We start from the raw sequence: 18,832 nt of genomic DNA, 5'->3' as shown, positions 1-18,832 counted from the left end.
CTGAAGGCGTCAGGGAAAATGATAAAGGGCGGTTTGATGACTGCACATAAGCGCTGCACCAGATTAACGGTAAGATAATTGACGTGTGAGTATGGCGGTACACCACCAGAGCGTGGCTCTGCGCCGCGGCCTGCGACGCAGAGCGAGGGGTTAATGATGCGTGTGACTGGACGTCCGGCGACAGCGTTTGTCACCATAATGGCGGTGCCAGTAATATTTATCACACACTTTCTCACGGCCACTGATACAGGCACCCGCCAGCCAGAGAAGCGCACCAACAAAGATGCTGAAGATAGCCCCGTGAACCATATATTGCGGCAGATGAAGCTGAGGCAGCTGATTTAATACGGCATATCCAACGCCGCCCACCATCACTACCAGACCCAGAATCATCAACGCGTTGCCGGTAAGATTGGTATATTTACGTCTCATCTTTAACCTCCTGCGTGGTTCGTAAGCACAATCCTGTGCTGAGTAAGATAAGTGTAAGCAATGGTTCTGGGTGACGATGAGCTAGCGATCACATTTATTGCTTATATTTTGACAAAACTTTACGGCTAACCGCCTGATTTAATATAGAAAACGTATTATCACCGTTGGCAACTATTGCGATTTAAATCACACCTTTTCGCTGTTTTGAGTTCTTTCGCCGCTCAACGTACACTACGTCCCTTCCCTATCGCAATTCTCAGGAAAACAGATACGTGAGCAGCATTAAACTGATTGTCGGCCTGGCCAATCCAGGCGCCGAATATGCCGCAACTCGCCACAATGCCGGCGCCTGGTACGTCGACTTGCTGGCCGGACGTCACAACCAGTCACTTAAAGAAGAGAGTAAATTTTACGGCTATACCGCCCGTCTTAATATTGGTGGCGAAGATGTCCGGCTGCTGGTGCCGACCACTTTTATGAACCTGAGCGGCAAAGCGGTGGCGGCGATGGCGACGTTTTACCGCATTGCACCGGAAGAGATTCTGGTGGCACATGATGAACTTGACCTGCCGCCCGGCGTGGCAAAATTCAAACAGGGTGGCGGTCACGGCGGTCATAACGGGCTGAAAGATATCATCAGTAAACTCGGCAACAGCGTGGATTTCCACCGTCTGCGCATCGGCATCGGCCATCCGGGCGATCGCAACAAAGTGGTGGGATTTGTGCTGGGTAAGCCTCAGGCGGCTGAACAGACGCTGATCGATAACGCCATTGATGAAGCCGCACGCTGTACCGAAGTCTGGCTGAAGGAAGATCGTCTTAAGGCGATGAATCGCCTGCACAGTTATAAGGCGTCATAATAAAACAGAAGAGCGGCGGCCTGAACATGGATAAGCGCCGTTTTTAGGTCTGATAAGCTTTCAGCCGCAGCGGAACGGAGCATGCAAGGCGATGAAATGAACAGAGCAGGGAGCCTGTAGCGGGACAACAGGCTCCGCGCGCGCCCTTAGTCGGTTGCTTCCAGCGTTTCAAGCGGCATCGCGGGCGCAAAATACCCCTGCACCGCCCAGATTTTACTGGCGGCCAGTTTCTCCAGCTGGAGTCCGCCTTCGCTCCCTTCGACAATCACCCGGTTGGTATATTGCCGGATATGCGCAATCAGAATGGTGAAAAACGGCTTGTCGATATTATCCAGATAGAACTGGCGATCGAGTTTTACTGCCTCAAACATACTCGACTGCAGCGCATTAAGATTGGCATCCCCTGCCCCTAAATCATCCAGCCAGAGAATATTAAGCTGGCCGACCAGCTCCCGTAAAATGGGATTATCAGGGCCATCGTGCAGATTCGGGAAATCCTCCGACACCTTCAGCCGCACAAAGGGTAAATGACTCAAAATCTGCTGAAGAAAGGGGGATTGCACCACCGCCTTTGCCAGCTGAAAATTGATACTGACGCTGCATAACAGCCCACGCTGGCTGAAATAATCCGCGTACTGCTCCAGCGTCAGTAGCTGGTTAAGCAGCACAGCTTCAGGATCTTCGTCGGGTGGCGCTGGTGAACCGGAACGGTCAGCCTGCCTGAGATCGAGCGCCACGATCTCTCCGCTGAGCGTATGTATGGGGACGCAAAGATAATTATTTTTCATGCCATCAAGCCAGTGTGCGGGCGTCCTGCCAGTGCTAAAAATCGTCGTACAGATAAACTCTAGACGTTCATTCTGTAAAACTGGTAATCAATACGACGATTTTTATCGTTATCGGCAGGACCGCCCGCAGCTTTAAACGTCAGCTGTTATCTGACGCGACTTTGTAATCTGGATCGTCCAGCTCATGGCTACAGAAGGGGCCTGCCTGTTTGAGCAGGCTGATGCAGTCCGGACTGAGATGGCGCAGGCGCACATTTTTTCCTGCCTCAATATAGCGGCTGGTCAGTTTATCGATCGCCTCTACGCCGCTTGAGTCCATAACTCGCGTACGGGCAAAATCGATTACCACGGTCTGGGGATCCTGCTCAGGATGAAATAGCTCATTAAAGCTCGCGGAGGAACCAAAGAACAACGGCCCTTCCAGCTTATAGGTCTTCATCCCCTCTTCCTCGCGCTGGTCAAGGATAGTGATGCGTGCATGTTGCCACGCGAAGACCAGCGCCGAGACGATAACGCCAAAAATCACCGCCATCGCCAGATCGGTATAGATGGTCACGACGGTAACCGTAATCATAATCACCGCATCGGGCTTCGGCATACGCTTCAGCCGGCGCAGCGAGCTCCACTCAAAAGTATTGATGCAGACCACAAACATAATGCCCGCCAGCGCCGCGACCGGCAGCAGGGCGATATAATCAGAGAGGCTAATCACAAACAGGATCAGCAGGATTGCGCCCACCAGATTGGAGATGCGGCCACGGCCACCCGAGGTAAAGTTAATGATTGACTGCCCAATCATTGCGCAACCCGCGAAGCTGCCAAAAAAGCCGCAGATTGTATTGCCGATGCCCTGCGCCACGCACTCCTGATTACCGCTGCCCTTTTTACTGCCCATTTCATCAAGCACCGCCAGGGTCAGCAGTGACTCAATCAGGCCCACCAGCGCAATGATTACGGCATAAGGCAAAACGATTTTCAGCGTTTCCCAGCTCAGCGGCGCGTCCGGAAGATGGAAGAACGGCAGCGTGCCGGAGATATCGGCCAGATCGCCCACGCGGCGGGTATCCAGACCGAAGCCGATGGCGATGGCGCTGATGGCGATCAGTGCGGCCAGCGAGCCTGGGATTACGCGGGTGAACTTAGGAAACAGCCAGACGATAAGCATAGCCAGCGCCACCAGCGCATACATCACCGGCCCCTGATCCTTAATCATCGGGATCTGCGCCAGCGCAATCACAATTGCCAGACCGTTAACGAAGCCATAAATGGCAGGCTGTGGCACCAGACGAATGAATTTTCCTAACCTGAACACGCCAATGGCGAGCTGAATGAGTCCGGCCAGAATAGTGGCCAGCAGAACATATTCATAGCCATGCGTCTGGATAAGGCTCACCAGCACCACCACAATCGATCCTGCGGCGCCAGAAATCATACCCGGCTTGCCGCCAAACAGGGCGGTGACCAGCCCGAGAATAAAAGCGGTGTGCAGCCCGATGGTCGGTGACAGCCCCGCCAGCAGCGAAAAAGCGGTGGCTTCCGGGATCAGGGCCACAGAGACAACGGCGCCGGCCAGGACGTCGTTTTTCACGTCGGCAGCCCTGAGGTTGCTGAATTTAAACATGCTTATTTCCAGATATTTTTATGTACAGGTGATATCTGTCCCCGAGTTACAGGCACAGTAAGGTTCATCCGGAGGATGAGAGACGCAGCGACAGCCGCGAAGAAAGGGAACACTCAGGGTGGCGTAAGCAGGAAGCCAGGCATCTGCAATCGTCTCCGTTAGCGGTTAAGTCGGCCCAGTATCGGGAAATGTGAGTAAGATCTCAACCTCATTCTGCGCCGCCAGGCCGCAAATCCCCGCCATCAAGGCGATAATTACGTGTATAATGTGCGGAAACTTTTTAGTGACACAACCTACTCAGACATCGGGCCATGAATAATAGCCTGATTATCAAGCAATTAAGGTGATTCAAACATGGGATTCAAATGCGGTATTGTGGGCCTGCCAAACGTCGGGAAATCCACCCTGTTCAATGCGTTAACCAAAGCGGGCATCGAAGCAGCTAACTTCCCGTTCTGTACCATTGAGCCGAATACCGGCGTGGTGCCAATGCCTGACTCCCGTCTGGACAAGCTGGCGGAAATCGTCAAGCCGCAGCGTATCCTGCCGACCACCATGGAATTTGTGGATATCGCCGGACTGGTAAAAGGCGCGTCGAAAGGCGAAGGTCTGGGCAACCAGTTCCTGACCAATATCCGTGAAACCGAGGCCATCGGCCACGTGGTGCGCTGCTTCGAGAATGACAATATCATTCACGTGAATAACCGGGTCGATCCGGCTGATGATATTGAGGTGATCAACACCGAGCTGGCGCTCTCAGACCTCGATACCTGCGAACGTGCCCTGCAGCGCGTGCAGAAAAAAGCCAAAGGTGGCGATAAAGATGCTAAGGCTGAGCAGGCCGCGCTGGAGAAATGTCTGCCGCATCTGTCAAACGCCGGTATGCTCCGCTCGCTGGATCTGAGCGATGAAGATAAAGCGGCCATCCGTTACCTGAGCTTCCTGACCATGAAGCCGACCATGTATATCGCCAACGTTAACGAAGACGGCTTTGAAAATAACCCTTATCTGGACAAAGTGCGTGAAATCGCCGCCGCAGAAGGGTCTGTGGTTGTCGCCGTCTGCGCCGCAGTGGAATCGGACATCGCCGAGCTGGAAGATGCTGACCGCGAAGAGTTTATGGCCGAACTGGGCATTGAAGAGCCGGGCCTGAACCGCGTTATTCGCGCAGGCTATTCACTGCTGAATCTCCAGACCTACTTCACCGCTGGCGTGAAGGAAGTCCGCGCCTGGACCATTCCTGTTGGCGCCACGGCACCGCAGGCAGCCGGTAAAATTCATACCGACTTCGAGAAAGGCTTTATCCGCGCACAGACCATCGCCTATGAAGATTTCATCACTTATAAAGGTGAACAGGGCGCGAAGGAAGCCGGAAAAATGCGTTCAGAAGGGAAAGATTACATCGTGAAAGATGGCGACGTGATGAACTTCCTGTTTAACGTCTAAATCGCCTCTGTTGTCTTATGAGGTTTTACCGAACCTGATAAAGCGCGATATATCCGATAAAATCCACGCAATCGCGTGGATTTTTCTTTTCAGCCATTTAAACACGGGCGGTCCGCTTAACGCGTCCTGAAAACAGGGTTAAAATCAACCTGGCGGGTGAGCTTAAACACCACTATTTGCAATTGACTAAACTGAAGGAGTGTTACTTATGTCGGGTAACTGGCACCCTGTCCACGTTTTACCGCTTATAGTACTGATAAGTTGTTGTGCTCTCCCTGGCGTTTACGCCATATCCTCTTCGCATCAGCCGAAGGATGAAGCAATGACGATCGTTGAACAGATAGTTGAGCGCAGAATGAATAGTGATGTCCCGGACTACCAGGACGACCGCAGCTCTCCGGAAGCGCTGATTGCATCATATTATAATGCCCTCAACCGGGCAGAATTTTCCCGCGCCTATAGCTATCTTTCTGAAGAGCGTCGCCCTGACTTTCTTTCCTGGGTCCAGGGATATAAGAATACGCGCAGCATCAGGGTGATTGCAGGCAAGGCTGAAAGTGATAACGCAGCGGGAACGTGGGGCTGGGATCTGCCCGTTGCCATTGAGGCGGAAAATTATGATGGAACAAAAGAAGTTTTCAGGGGGTGCTATTTAGTCACTATGACAGCCCCGGTTAATCAGGTTTTGCCTCCCTACCGTGCCATGACCATAGCATTCTCATCATCGTTAAAAAAATCTGCCCAGACTATTAATGAGAGCTTAGCTGCAACGTGCAATCTTGAGTAAGCATGCCGTCGTAGCTATCTGAATTATCAGTAATTGAATAAAAATGGCTTTTTGCGCTGACGCTGCCAAACCCGCAGGCTGATGCTGCATTTCAGGATACAGATAGCGGTAACCACTGACGGACAGCATCCACGGCATGGTTTTCGGCTCTGCGACGGCAGGGATATTCCCAGAATCACAAACAAGTAGACCGTATTTACTGCCTGCTGAAGCTGAATTTTTGTCGCAAATTTAAATAGCGTCCGCCGGTACGTAATCCATCACCGCTGGCTACGCCAGAAGTGATGAAACAGAGCTGGTCTGTTTATTTTATGCACGTCGCATTGTTTTGCGGCCGTCGTTTTCTAACGTTCAATGTCGTTGATGGCTTTCATCGTCAAGCACTGGTGAACGAAACAGACCTGGATTTGCCATTCCAGCGAGTGATTCGTTGATTCGGAAGGAGCAAGGCAAACCGGGGATATCCCGTGATGCTTTGCATGAACGATAGGCCGGAATTTATTTCACTGACTCTGGCCGGATGGTCAGAAATACATGCTATGAAACTGGAATTAACCAAACCGGGCAAACCGCCTCATATTGCATTTATTGAACGCTTTAACCGGACATACTGAACTTAAATATTCGATTTTTATCTGTCTAATACACTGAATTAAGTACAGGAAATTAAGGAAATTAGTTATAGGAGTCTAACTATGAACGCCCGTAAAAATCGCTGGGCAACCTGACACCGGAGGAGTAAGCGGACAACGCCTTGCCGGACGTCAGTTTAAAGCGAAAACGTGCCCGAAATCACTGGAAAGTTGGCAACCTAAAAAGATGAAAACCCTATCCCGATACTCAGGGTTGGCAAAGGCGTTCACCTATGTCCTGAACTAGTGGGCGGCGCTGACGTACTACACGTAAGATGGCTGGCAGAAGCGGATAACATTATCGCTAAAAATGTGCTGCAGATGGTCAGTATCGGTCGAAAAAACTACCTGTTCCTCGGTTCGGATCGCGGAGGTGAACGTGAAACCATGCTGTACAGCCTAATCGGGACGTGCAAACTGGATGGCGTGAAACCGGAGCGCTATTTTCACTGCAGGCTGGCCAGTAAACCAGATCAGCGAACTGCTACTGTGGCGTATCACACTGCTTCAGGAATAACCCTTGTCGTCAATACAGTCCTTGGCGTACGCTTACATTTATATAACTAGTAATAATCAACTATAACGTCCCTAACAAGCGAATATTTATTCAAATAATTGTTCTTTTTTTAATCCCTATGAAATGTCATCGTTTTTACATAATACGCTGAATTTATTCAATGGACATAATTTTGGAATTATATCATTTTCAAGCTATATTTTTTACTGTTACATAACCATAAACATCGAGTGAATAATTAATCTCTATACTATGGATTATTACTACTATGTTTAAGAATAATTCTACTTAGTTAGTTTCCACAAGTTGCTTAACTTACAAATATTTACAATAATTCATTTTCCCTAATGCTTTGCTTGTGTAATAAACAAACAGCACATTGTGCAAAGGGCAAATTACAAATAAAGAGGGATTTTATGATTAATATCAAAGAATTGAGCGTTGACGAGACTGCCATGGTAAGCGGTGGGAACGCAAACAGTAACTATGAAGGTGGCAGTTACCGGGAAGGGAGAAGTCACTCGTCTGGCTCTGGCCATTCATCCGGAAAAAATATTTATGGTGGCGTGGATTCTTGTGGTGCTGGGATATTAGGTGGCTTAGTTGGTGGCTCTGTTGGTGGACCGGTGGGAATGGCTGTAGGGGTGGCTGGAGGTATGATAGCTGGTCAGTGCACCAAAGATAGTTTTAGCAGTAAAGGCGGCAATGGTAATAGCAATAATAAAAATCAGTCGAATAATTATGGTGGCCAGTGTCGCTGGTAATACGTGATTAATTTTTACCGTCCCACCAGGATTACCTCTCTATTTTATGTGCTATTATTAATTTATGAGGTGATGCTGTTCTGGTGGGATTATACCTTGCAAGTCATGGCAGGAATTATAGATAAAATGACCTTTATGAAAAAAATATTCTACCTTTTAACTTATTTGGGTTTATTCCTTGTTGGGTTTACGCTGCTAAAATATGCTAATATCCTTGATATGGACAACATATCAAGACGCGAAATGATATCAAAATTCATGGTTATGATAATCGTACTTATAGCCGTAACCAAGTGGGGTATGTGGGTATATATTAGGTTGACGGGATATAAGCCTTATCAACTATAATTATTAAATGTCTATTATCATTCACGATAGTGTTAAGATTTATGGTTTTTTTCTAAAATGATTAAATTCGAGTAAGTAATTAAATTTAAATATAAGGATGTAAAAAGTGATCTTCAGGAAGAGAATGATTGTATATTTTTCATCAGTACTATTGTCTATAGGTATTACAGCACTGCCTCTCCTCACAATAGAGCCGGTGGGATTGGAGAAATCATTGTACCTAATGTATTTTCTCGAATTTACTCTTTCAGTTTTGATTGTCATATTTCTTTATAAGAATCCCTGGAAACTTGGTGATAAGGGGATATTTATCAAATGTTTGTTGATACTCTTTCTTATGCAGTTAATTATTAGCATAACAAGAGATGGCAGCATCCAATCTGTTCAAATATCTATTAGTCAAGTATTACCGTTGTTTTTTGCTGTATTTGTTGTTCCTTTTTACGAGGAATGTATTTACAGAGGTTGTCTGGTTGACTTTCTTTACTCTATCTTTAAAACAAATCTTATCATCCCGGTAGTGTTAACTTCTGTTATCTTCAGTGCTATGCATACGCAGTATTCAAGCCTTCTGGGTTTCACTGTGTTATTCACTATTTCTCTAATCTTTTCCTTTGCCCGATTTAAGTCTGGAAGCTTATTGCCTTCGATGATACTGCATTCATTAATGAATGCTTTTGTAATAGCTCTTAATATCCTTATTTCTAAATAAAATGACATTATTCAGAAAGGAAGCTTTAGAACACCAGAACGATACGGCTCTGGGTGAAATAATTATCCCCTCATCGTGCAGAACTTCATTAAGCGCGCTGTTAACGTTCTGTTTATTGATTCTCATTTTTATTTTCCTGAGTAATGGCCTTTATACACGAAAAGCCCACCTGTCTGGTATTGTCATGCCTTCATCGGGGCTGATAAAGATTACCCCTCAATATTCAGGGTATGTCACAGAGATGACGATCTCTGAGGGACAGCATGTAAACATTGGCAGTCCACTCTATTATATCAGCGGCGAACAATATAATGCGCAGGGAGGCGGTACACTGGCTGCGTTGCGTCTCTCCCTGATTACACAATATCAGATGCTTGAATCTCAGCAACGACTAGAGACGCGCGACAATAGCCAGCAGCAGCAGGGGCTTCAGCAACGGCTTTCCTCTCTTCAACCACAGATTCAGAGTGCACAGCAACGCCTGAAAGAGGCTGAACATCAGGCAAAACTTTCTGTCACGGTGATGAAACGTTATCGAGACCTCATCCCCCGCCACTACGTCTCAGATATCGAATATCAGCAGCGGCAAATGGCCGTTTCTGCCGCGAATGAAAATGTTGAAGAACAACGCATGGTTCTGCTGCAACTCCGTACGGCTGAAGAGGCGGCAGAAGATGAACTCCAGCACCTGATTACGCTTGGAGAAAGCCGGAAGCAAGAACTCGATCGGCAGCTCCAGGGGATCAAGCAACAACAGGTAGAACTGACCAGTCAGGAGAATTTTATGCTAACGGCTCCAGTCTCTGGGACAGTCGCTGCCGTCCTGGTAAAAGAAGGGCAACCAGTTCGTGTAGCTGAACCGGTCATGACCCTTGTTCCAGATGATGCCCATCTGCAGGTCGAACTTTATGCAACCAGCCAGAACGCGGGGTTTATTCAGCCCGGGCAACGCGTGGCGCTTCGCTTCAGCGCGTTCCCTTACCAGAAGTTTGGCGTTCAGTACGGTATTATCCAGGAAATCAGTCATACCACGCTGACACCTACAGACCTACTCTCAGTCTCTCCGGTGACCTGGAAAGAAAATGAGGGGCGCTACCGCGTTATTGTTAGACCGGAGCAGACCTTCATTCGAGCCTATGGCAGGCAGGAGCCCCTACGTCCGGGCATGACTCTGGAAGGGGACGTTAGCCTTGATACCCGTTATCTATGGGAATGGCTGACTGAACCGCTCTGGAGTGTAAAAGGAAAATTGTGATGGAATCATTGAACTGGAGCGGCAGGAAACGTTTACCCGTAATACGACAGGCTGAGTCTGCAAAATGTGGATTAGCCTGCCTGGCAATGATGGCTAGCTGGTACGGGCATAACATAGATTTACCGAGCTTGCGGGAACGTTTTATGGTCAGCCCGCAGGGAATGACTCTTAAGAGTCTGATGGAGTGCGCTTCAGATCTCCGTCTGTCGTCCCGGGCTGTCAGACTGGAGCTGGCGGACCTTAAGTTGCTCACTCTGCCGTGCATTCTCCACTGGAATATGAACCATTTTGTGGTGCTCCATAAAGTCCGGGGAAACCAGCTTACCCTGCACGATCCTGAAAGAGGAAAAGTAACTTTATCCCTGCAGGAGGCAGGGAAACATTTTACTGGTGTGGCACTGGAGTTAACTCCTGCCGCTGACTTCATGCCGAAGGATGACCGAAAAAAAATACATTTGCGCCAGCTGACTGGTGAAACCTCTGGCCTGGTCCCAGCAATGTTACGCATTTTTATTTTCGCGCTGGCGCTGGAAATTCTGGCGTTAGGCTCGCCTCTCCTTAATCAACTGGTGATCGATGAAGTACTGGTAACCGCCGACAGAAATCTCCTGACACTTGTTATCGCCGCATTACTATTGTTAACCCTGACGCATATGCTGCTCTCACTGGCCAGGCAGTGGGCAACCATCACCCTGTCGGTCAACTTTAACATGCAATGGACCGCCAGAGTCTTTCACCATCTGGTACGGCTTCCTTTGGCTTGGTTTGATGCGCGCAGTTTGGGAAGTATTAGCGCTTGTTTCAGTGCAGTCGACAATATCCAACAAGCGCTGACCACCCAAGTACTTGAAGGGGTCATGGATGTGTTGTTGGTGATTACTTCGCTTACGATGATGATGCTGTATAGTCCTGATATGACATTGATTGCGGTTTTGGCCGCAGTGATTTACGGACTCATGAGAGCATTTTGGTACCCTTCACTGAAGCAGTCCACGGAGGATACATGGGATGCCGAAGCACGCGAATCCGGACATTTCCTTGAAACCCTGGGCGGTATTCAGAGCCTCAGGATCAACGGTGTAATGCCACATAGGGAAGCCGCCTGGCTTAATCTCAATGTCGTGCGTAGAAATACCCACTTACGTCAGAGTCGCCTGATGATATGGTATAACGTTGCAAACACCCTGACGGGCAGTGTTGTTACAGCCATTATTCTGTGGAAAGGCGCAGGTGAGGTACTTGACGGTACCTTCACCGTAGGGATGCTGGTCGCTTATTTAGCCTATCAGGAACGCTTCTCTGGCAGTATCAGCAATCTAACAGACACAATTTTTTCCTGGCGTATGCTCGATATTTATAATACTCGTCTGGCCGATATTGTGCTGAGTCAGACCGAAGAACAACTTCATCGCCCCCTTCCAGCAGGTGAGAGCCTTCTTGACTATTCTCCTGCTATCCGAGAATTCTCTCCGGCAGAGGCGGAGCCACCACTGACGCTGGAGAATATTTCATTTTTCCATAAAGGTTCAGGTGAGAAAGTCATCAGAGATATATCGCTGACGGTGAACCCCCGTGAAGTCGTGGCCATCACGGGTAAATCAGGTTGCGGTAAATCCACGTTGGTTAAACTGATTTTGGGGATCCACACTCCTGAAAGTGGCTTGATCCGCACTTTTGGGGTACCTCACACGCACCCCCACTATTTTCATGTTCGTCAGCGTATAGGAACTGTTCTCCAAGAAGATCAACTCTTCAGGGGTTCAATCGCCGAAAACATCATTTTCTTTAACGAAGTACGTGATCAGCAACGAATGGCCTGGTGCGCGAGAATGGCTCTTATTTACGATGAGATTATGTCAATGCCGATGGGATTCCAGACATTAATCGGCGAAACCGGGGGCACTCTTTCTGGCGGTCAGAAACAAAGGATTTTGCTGGCACGTGCATTGTACAAAAAGCCGGGATTTTTGCTTCTTGATGAAGCGACTAGCCATTTGGATGTAAAAAGTGAAATTATCATAAGCCAGGCACTTCGGACTTTGGGCATTCCCATTCTCCTGATCGCTCACCGTCAGGAAACCCTGGCTTCAGCCGATCGAATTATGTTCATGGACGAGGGTACGATTCTTCAATACATGCCGGGATTTCACGGAGTGTAGTGGTTTACTGAATTTGGCCACCTGAACAGAGGTGATATGCTCACCTCAGAACAACACAGGTTCTCCAGTGAAAAGAAGAAATTTCAGTCCTGAATGCAAACGTGAATCCGTTCAGCAGGTTGTCGACTAAAATTACACCGTCTCTGACGCTTCTAAGGCTATGGATGTTGGTCTTCCTACGATGACGAAATTATCGGTGTAAAGCGCGAAGAAGCGGCTCAGCATTTCACCAAACAGGCAGATGTCGCCACGCCCGGCAAAACCGTGGCTGTCGAGCGTCACCTCTATCTGTACGCCACGGACCAGGTAACCCTGTTCAAAGCGCCCTGTTTCGCTGTGCTTCACATCGAGAATCGCTTCCAGGCGACGCCGGTTCATCTCGCTGTCGGTCCATTCATACAGCGCCAGGGTACCGCGCATCACGTCGGCATTATCCATCATCGACAGGAATCCGCTGCCGAGGTGGCTCAGCACGCGCCAGTGAAAACGATCCTGCGCCGGCGGATAACAGGGCAGCGTCGGCGCACACAGGTTAAGCACGGCGATGCTGGCCGAGGTAGTTTTCATTACGGTATCGAGTACGGTGCTTTGCAGCGCGCGCCGGGGTAGCTGACCATTGGTGCCGGTAAGCGTCAGCGACAGGCTTTCATCTTCCGGGACACTGTGGTTGTCAAATGCTTCACCGCCGAGTATCAGCCAGGTGTTATGCAGCCCGGAGGGGCCGCGACGCACGCGGGTATGGTAGTAATATTCTGGGCTTCATGGCGCATCATCCCGCCTTTATGGCGAAAGCTGGAGAACGGCACGTAGGCGTGCTGGCTCGATGACACCACCGAGTCCACAGCGTAAATCTCGGTATGGCCGTCCTGCACGCGTATCGGGCGCAGCATGTATTCGGTTTGCAGAGAGTTCAGCGTCAGCGGATCGGATTCCAGCGGGAACAGGTTAACCACCGGCACACAGTTCAGGCGCAGATGCTTGTCGGTAAAGCTGAAGTCATGCTCCCAGCGTTCCGCCAGTACCACGTCAATTTCGAACCATGCGAGCTCAGCCGGAAAGACTACGGTCGCTGTCAACACTAACGGAAGACGGGTCCGGACGTAAATGAGCAAATGGCCTGAGGACGAAATGAGCCTGGCTGCTGTGGATAGTGTGCAGATATCCAAGCCATAAATGGAAAACGCCGGATCCTTAACCGATCCGGCGCGCTTAGCTTAATGATGATGAGCCCGCCAACGCTGCGGCTGGCGTGCCTAGCACGCTATACGCAACTCTTCTCAGGAGCGCGCAGCCGCAGCGGCTTCCCTGACCCAGCCATCAAAAATCTGTTGATGCGCCTGTATCCAGCCATCGACATGACGCTGCACATCTGCGGCGGAAGATTCACCCGCGTGCATGCGCTGATTTTGCGCATTAACGTCCGCCAGCGGCAGTTTGACGATGGAAAAGAGTTTTGCGGCGGCAGGGTTCTGTTGCGCCCAGGCTTTATTGGCAACGATATGCTCATTATTGGGTTTGAAACCGTAATTTTTGCCGTTGGCTAGTGCGGTATCTTCGTTTTTCTGCGTTCCCGGCGTCACGGAGAAGGGTACGGTTAGCCAGACGACATCTTTACCCGGTTTTAATTCATCGCTGACCCAGTAAGGTGTCCAGGTAAAATAAAGCACAGGTTTCCCCGTTTTATAGCGCGTCAGCGTATCGGCGATAATTGCGGAATAATTGCCCTGATTTTGCCGTACACTATCACTCAGACCATAAGCCTCAATTTGAGCATTAATAACCTGCCCACATACCCATCCCGGATTACAACCCGCAAGATCGGCTTGACCGTCATTATTGGCATCGAACAGCCTGGCGAGTTTGGGATCCTTAAGCTGTGAAATATCCGTAATATGGTATTCATCTGCCGTTTTTTTATCGATCAGATATCCCTGTGCGGCGCCGCTGATATAAGTGCCTTTGCGGAAAAATTTATCGTCTCCGCCGGCAGCCTGATACATATTTTTCTGCAACGGCTCCCAGTTTACGGCCATGTAGGTGGCATCACCTGCCGCGATGGCGGTATAAGCAACGTTGTACTCGACTTCTTCGGTGGCGTTGACCTGGTAGCCCAGTTTCTCCAGCGCCCGGTTGACCAGTTCGGTCTGGAAGGATTCTTCCGGCAGCGTACTCTGCACGGGCTGAACCCTGATCCCTTCGCCGGGCAGGACGGCAGCTGAAGCAGCGGTTGAAATAAGGAATGTGGTGAGAAATAAAGTCAGTGAATTTTTCTTGTTCATAACAAAAACCCTTATTATTTTTCTGAGGGGAAAGACAGGCGAACGAAATCCTCTCCGCGCAATCACGAAGACAGTTTTAGTTTTAGTGAGTTATTGCATGAAATGGTGGCGAGAGTAGCGCAGATGCTCGTTATAAACGTTAAGTTGACTAGCGGAATTATTCCTGTTCATGATTCTGTCTGGCAGCAGGCCTGTTAATTATTCCGGGACCCGCAACATTCACTCCTGGTTAATTCAACGTTCATCTACCGTACCACATCAGAATTATCCTGCAACCTTTGATACACCGCCCCCGACTGCGCTATTTTACAGTTCACTGTCGCACCATAACCGAATATGCTTTGATACCACGACGAATTAACGCAGGCCTGCCTGTGAAGTGAATGCATAAGCAGGATGCGCCAACATGTCAGGTTCAGCTTAGCTAAAATCGTAGCCGGGAACAGATAACCACTTATGGATAAACAAGCAAACATCATCAGGCAGTCCGGAACCTTCACTGCCGGTGCCATCGCCTGCGGGCCGACCATTCTGGGATACTGGAGCATCGGCTTTGCCTCCGGTGCGATAGGCGCGCTCTCCGGATTTTCATTGACCGATATCACTTTGCTCTCCGCGTTGCTCTATGCCGGCTCGGCGCAGTTTCTTTTCTATTCGCTCTGGGCTGGCGGTGCCGGAACGCTCGCCATCGTGCTGGCGGTACTGCTGGTCAATGTTCGCTACCTGCTGATGAGCTCCTTTCTGGCGCGCTTCTTTTCCGCCCTGCCTGGTACAAAGAAATTTATCAGCGGAATGCTGCTCACCGATGAGACATTTGCGGTGGCGGCGCAGTATGCCGGTAAATATGGGCAAATTCCCTTTCGCTGGATCTCCGGGCTGAACGTGACCGCCTATGTGAACTGGATTATCGCTAATATCACTGGTGCGCTGTTTGCCAGTTATATTCCGGCGGAAATTTCGCAGCGGCTTGGCTTCAGCCTGACCGCGATGTTTATCGGCCTGTTGGCGCTGAACTATTTTGGCAGTAAAGCGAAGAAGCTGGAGATCGTCGCGATGGTCGTTTCCGCGCTCGTCGTGCTGGCGACGCTGGATGTGCTGAATGTGAATATCTCCATTCTGATAGCCACGGCGGTCGCTGCCCTGCTGTGCGCCACCATCGTCAAACTGACCTCCAGAAGGAGCGCGGCATGAGCACTTCCATTGCGATTACGGTGGCGATTTGCGCGGCGGTGACGGTCGCGGTACGTGCACTGCCGATTGTGTTTCTGGCCGGTGCCACCCTGCCCCGCTTTGTGCTGACGATGCTGAGCTTTGTCCCTTCCGGGATCATGATGGCGATTGTGGTACTGGAACTGGCGGGAAGCTCAAGAGGTGAAGGCGGTGCCGCTGCGCCGGTGGTCTCGGCGATACTGGCCGCGCTGGTGGCGATGCTCACCCGCAGCCTGTTTGCAACGGTACTGGTCGGGGTCGGCTGTTACCTTGGCTGGTTTTTTATCGGCTGGCCTTAACCCATACTTTCACACCACGCGACAGCCGCGCTCGCGGCTCTTCGGCCACCGGTCTGAGGTAATGCTGTCGCCCCAGGCGCAACCGGCTCTGGCGGAGAGGCTGAGGCTTCACTGATCCTGCCGTTTTAGCGGCGCGGGATCCGCTTTTGTACCCTGTTAAAGCGACCGTCATTACGGGTATAATGCCTGCAAATTTACAACAGGTTAGAAACCAAGATGACAAAACTTTCCCTACAAGAGCAGTTGCTTAAAGCGGGCTTAGTCTCAAGTAAAAAGCTGGATAAGGTTCAGCGAACGGCAAAAAAATCACGCGTTCAGGCGCGCGAAGCCAGGGCCGCCGTGGAAGAGAATAAGAAAGCCCAGCTTGAGCGCGACAGGCAGCTCAGCGAACAGCAAAAACAGGCGGCGTTATCCAAAGAATACAGAGCGCAGGTGAAGCAGCTTATTGAGATGAATAAAATCGATATTGCCAGAGGCACGATCGATTTCAATTTCACCGATAATAATGTCATCAAAAAAATTGCGGTAGATAAAGCGACACAGTCTCAGCTGATAAGCGGCCGCCTCGCCATTGCGCGCCTGGCTGATGAGAATAAAGAGCATCAGTATGCCATTATTCCGGCAAGCGTCGCCGACAAGATTGCGCAGCGGGATGCGAACAGTATCGTGTTAAACAGCGCGCTTAGTCAGGAAGAGCAGGATGAAGACGATCCTTATGCTGACTTTAAAGTGCCTGACGATCTGATGTGGTAAACGTCGGTTACCGCTGGTGAGATTTCACATCAGGTTTCTGATAACGCCCGCCGTCGGTAAACGGGCCGGGCGCCTCGTATTCAGACAGCCTAAAGCGTGACTACTCAGAATGGGCAGGTGTGCCGGGCGGTGATCCGCTCGCCGCGGATGGGATGATCGAAATGCAGCTCGCTGGCATGGAGCATCAGCCGTGGCGTCCGGGCGGTGCCGGGCTGTAGGCGACCACCGTAGAGATCGCACCCCAGAATAGGATGACCCAGCAGCTGACAATGAATACGGAGCTGGTGGGTGCGCCCGGTTTCCGGCGTTAAGATGACCCGGGTCAGCGGCAGCCCTGTGCCCTCCTCTCCCTCATAACAGATGCGCTCAATAACCCGATAGCGCGAGCGGGCGGGTTTGCCATTAACGGCACAAATCGACATCAGCGGAAACAGCGCCGGATCGCGGGCAATCGCCGCATCTATCACGCCTTCGTTCTCCTGAAGGTGCCCGCATAACAGCGCGCTGTATACTTTGGTCACGGTGCGCTGGCTGAACTGCTGGCAAAGTGCGGCATTCACCGCCTTGTTGCGGGCGATCACCATCAGCCCCGAGGTACCGAAGTCAAGTCGGTGAACCAGGGTGCAGCCGGGAAACTGCTCTACCAGCCGGTGATGAACCGAGTCCAGATTTCGCGGATTTTTTCCGGAGAGGCTGAGCAGGCCGGCGGGCTTATTGATCAGTACCAGGTGATCGTCCTGATAAAGTATTTCAATCTGTTCATGACACGGCGGGGCAATAAAGGTATCGATAATCTGCGACATCAGGCAGCCAGGCGGAAGAAAGGAAGCGGATAGTAACGGATTTTCCGCCTGCTGGCGACGCTGGCCGGTCACAGATAGTTGCGTAACAGAACGGCAATCTCCCCCTTTGATTACAAGGCGGGCAAAAATTTATCCTGGGGCGCCAGACCAAAACCATGGTCTGTGCAGGCATTGTGTTTTACACTGCGCGCTGAAAAAAATTGATCAGATTATGCAGGCGGTATCAGCGATGAACGGAACGATCACAACCTGGTTTCAGGATAAGGGTTTTGGATTTATCAAAGATGAAAATGGCGATAACCGCTATTTTCATGTGATTAAGGTCGCTAACCCTGAACTGATTAAGAAGAATGCAGCGGTGACTTTCGAGCCCACGACCAATAATAAAGGGCTGTCGGCTTATGCGGTGAAAGTCGCACCGGAGAGCAAATATATCTATATTGCAGGCGAGCGCATCAAGCTTACCTCAATCAAATCGTACCTGGTTTACAGCGAAGAAGTCCCGGCCGAAACCCGTATTGATAAAGAAAATCCGGTACTTTCCGTGGGCGTACTGATGGGCAGTATCAGGCCAAAAACCGACGTTAAGCCTGGCGAAATGCGCTCGCTAAAAAAACTGGCGATCACCACCTTTCAGGGAACGACGTTGATCTTCTCGGAAGATGAAATTGATATTGATGCCACGGTGAAGCTGCTTAAGGTCTGAAAAGAGGCCGCTTATCAACTCTGTCATTAATGGAGGTCGTCACCGACCTCCGCTCGCTTATCGTTTGCCGCTCTGTTTACCGGTGAGCGATCCGCCACGCTTTTCCACTAACCTTAAAACTGGCCGCCTCTACAGGCCGTCAACAAGGGTAAACATGGCTGTTGCCACGTGCCCACGCTGCTGATTATTCGTCGTCAGGATAGTCGCAATCGGGGTATTCAATGCTTACAGGCAACCATCGTAAGCATGCAGCTGCGTAACAGCGATGCCCCCCTCAACCATTTAATTATGCGCTGAGTAACTAGTCAGCGGGTGAAACATAACCCGCCAAGAAGCGCCAACATCAGGTGTTTTACCGACACTTCTTTTATGAGCACGAACAGGTTTCCGCCGGATTGGCTGTTTGTTTTTTATACGAGATAAGTCCTGGTCCCATTAAAAAATCTCGTTTCAAGAACTGGA

Annotated in this window: 16 protein-coding genes and 4 pseudogenes; 14 read left to right on the top strand and 6 right to left on the bottom strand. The window is 50.2% G+C overall.

Going from position 1 to position 18,832, the window contains the following annotated elements; genetic code table 11:
* Positions 1-150: 150 nt before the first annotated feature.
* Complete coding sequence (gene ychH, locus EA20_RS0116340) at positions 151-432, bottom strand: stress-induced protein YchH (RefSeq protein ID WP_024967846.1); 282 nt, start codon at positions 430-432, stop codon at positions 151-153.
* A 272-nt stretch (positions 433-704) separates the two neighbouring features.
* On the opposite strand from ychH, the gene pth reads away from it, so the two are divergent.
* Positions 705-1,292 (top strand): aminoacyl-tRNA hydrolase, encoded by a 588-nt coding sequence (gene pth, locus EA20_RS0116335; RefSeq protein ID WP_024967845.1) that lies wholly within the window; start codon positions 705-707, stop codon positions 1,290-1,292.
* A gap of 146 nt (positions 1,293-1,438) precedes the next feature.
* Here pth and EA20_RS0116330 read toward each other — a convergent pair whose 3' ends face one another.
* Together EA20_RS0116330 and EA20_RS0116325 are read right to left on the bottom strand one after the other, a co-directional pair.
* Positions 1,439-2,080 (bottom strand): EAL domain-containing protein, encoded by a 642-nt coding sequence (locus EA20_RS0116330; RefSeq protein WP_024967844.1) that lies wholly within the window; start codon positions 2,078-2,080, stop codon positions 1,439-1,441.
* Positions 2,081-2,219: 139 nt separating this feature from the next.
* Complete coding sequence (locus tag EA20_RS0116325; protein WP_024967843.1) at positions 2,220-3,701, bottom strand: SulP family inorganic anion transporter; 1,482 nt, start codon at positions 3,699-3,701, stop codon at positions 2,220-2,222.
* A gap of 354 nt (positions 3,702-4,055) precedes the next feature.
* Here EA20_RS0116325 and ychF point away from each other — a divergent pair, with 354 nt between their 5' ends.
* From ychF to EA20_RS20880, 9 genes and pseudogenes are all read left to right on the top strand, one after another.
* On the top strand, positions 4,056-5,147 hold the full coding sequence (gene ychF, locus EA20_RS0116320; RefSeq protein WP_024967842.1) for a redox-regulated ATPase YchF: 1,092 nt from the start codon (positions 4,056-4,058) through the stop codon (positions 5,145-5,147).
* 322 nt (positions 5,148-5,469) lie between these two features.
* Complete coding sequence (locus EA20_RS0116315) at positions 5,470-5,934, top strand: hypothetical protein (protein ID WP_024967841.1); 465 nt, start codon at positions 5,470-5,472, stop codon at positions 5,932-5,934.
* A 140-nt stretch (positions 5,935-6,074) separates the two neighbouring features.
* A pseudogene (locus EA20_RS21165) lies at positions 6,075-6,640 on the top strand (IS3 family transposase); the annotation flags it as partial.
* 41 nt (positions 6,641-6,681) lie between these two features.
* Positions 6,682-7,083, top strand: a pseudogene (locus tag EA20_RS21160) (transposase); the annotation flags it as partial.
* A 416-nt stretch (positions 7,084-7,499) separates the two neighbouring features.
* Positions 7,500-7,847, top strand: a complete 348-nt coding sequence (locus tag EA20_RS20430; RefSeq protein WP_071995440.1) for a hypothetical protein — start codon at positions 7,500-7,502, stop codon at positions 7,845-7,847.
* 472 nt (positions 7,848-8,319) lie between these two features.
* Positions 8,320-8,907 (top strand): type II CAAX endopeptidase family protein, encoded by a 588-nt coding sequence (locus EA20_RS21320; protein WP_024967839.1) that lies wholly within the window; start codon positions 8,320-8,322, stop codon positions 8,905-8,907.
* A 1-nt stretch (position 8,908) separates the two neighbouring features.
* On the top strand, positions 8,909-10,162 hold the full coding sequence (locus EA20_RS0116290; RefSeq protein WP_024967838.1) for an HlyD family secretion protein: 1,254 nt from the start codon (positions 8,909-8,911) through the stop codon (positions 10,160-10,162).
* Positions 10,162-12,321, top strand: a complete 2,160-nt coding sequence (locus EA20_RS0116285) for a peptidase domain-containing ABC transporter (protein ID WP_024967837.1) — start codon at positions 10,162-10,164, stop codon at positions 12,319-12,321. The genes EA20_RS0116290 and EA20_RS0116285 overlap by 1 nt, the downstream gene beginning before the upstream one ends.
* Before the next feature lie 67 nt (positions 12,322-12,388).
* Positions 12,389-12,511 (top strand): annotated as a pseudogene (locus EA20_RS20880) (IS3 family transposase); the annotation flags it as partial.
* Here the strand turns inward: EA20_RS20880 and EA20_RS19825 are convergent.
* Both EA20_RS19825 and proX read right to left on the bottom strand, forming a co-directional pair.
* Positions 12,454-13,388, bottom strand: a pseudogene (locus EA20_RS19825) (type VI secretion system baseplate subunit TssF); the annotation flags it as partial. The pseudogenes EA20_RS20880 and EA20_RS19825 sit on opposite strands and share 58 nt — an antisense overlap.
* Positions 13,389-13,598: 210 nt before the next feature.
* Positions 13,599-14,600 (bottom strand): glycine betaine/L-proline ABC transporter substrate-binding protein ProX, encoded by a 1,002-nt coding sequence (gene proX / locus EA20_RS0116275; RefSeq protein WP_024967836.1) that lies wholly within the window; start codon positions 14,598-14,600, stop codon positions 13,599-13,601.
* A gap of 456 nt (positions 14,601-15,056) precedes the next feature.
* Between proX and EA20_RS0116270 the strand changes: the two genes are divergently transcribed.
* The 3 genes from EA20_RS0116270 to EA20_RS0116260 all read left to right on the top strand — a co-directional run bounded on the left by EA20_RS0116270 (position 15,057) and on the right by EA20_RS0116260 (position 16,861).
* Complete coding sequence (locus EA20_RS0116270; protein WP_024967835.1) at positions 15,057-15,791, top strand: AzlC family ABC transporter permease; 735 nt, start codon at positions 15,057-15,059, stop codon at positions 15,789-15,791.
* Entirely contained in the window at positions 15,788-16,108 is a 321-nt protein-coding gene (locus tag EA20_RS0116265) for an AzlD domain-containing protein (protein ID WP_024967834.1), read from the top strand. The genes EA20_RS0116270 and EA20_RS0116265 overlap by 4 nt, the downstream gene beginning before the upstream one ends.
* Positions 16,109-16,324: 216 nt before the next feature.
* Positions 16,325-16,861, top strand: a complete 537-nt coding sequence (locus tag EA20_RS0116260; protein ID WP_024967833.1) for a DUF2058 domain-containing protein — start codon at positions 16,325-16,327, stop codon at positions 16,859-16,861.
* A gap of 104 nt (positions 16,862-16,965) precedes the next feature.
* On the opposite strand, the gene EA20_RS0116255 is transcribed toward EA20_RS0116260, so the two are convergent.
* Positions 16,966-17,664 (bottom strand): RluA family pseudouridine synthase, encoded by a 699-nt coding sequence (locus EA20_RS0116255; protein ID WP_024967832.1) that lies wholly within the window; start codon positions 17,662-17,664, stop codon positions 16,966-16,968.
* A 211-nt stretch (positions 17,665-17,875) separates the two neighbouring features.
* On the opposite strand from EA20_RS0116255, the gene EA20_RS0116250 reads away from it, so the two are divergent.
* Positions 17,876-18,370 (top strand): cold-shock protein, encoded by a 495-nt coding sequence (locus EA20_RS0116250; RefSeq protein ID WP_200868328.1) that lies wholly within the window; start codon positions 17,876-17,878, stop codon positions 18,368-18,370.
* Positions 18,371-18,832: the final 462 nt, after the last annotated feature.

The sequence above is a fragment of the Pantoea sp. IMH genome (assembly GCF_000599885.1).
In the GTDB taxonomy this organism is placed as follows: Bacteria; Pseudomonadota; Gammaproteobacteria; order Enterobacterales; family Enterobacteriaceae; genus Erwinia.
Note: the sequence above shows the minus strand (reverse complement) of the source record. Positions and strands in the feature narration are given on the sequence as shown.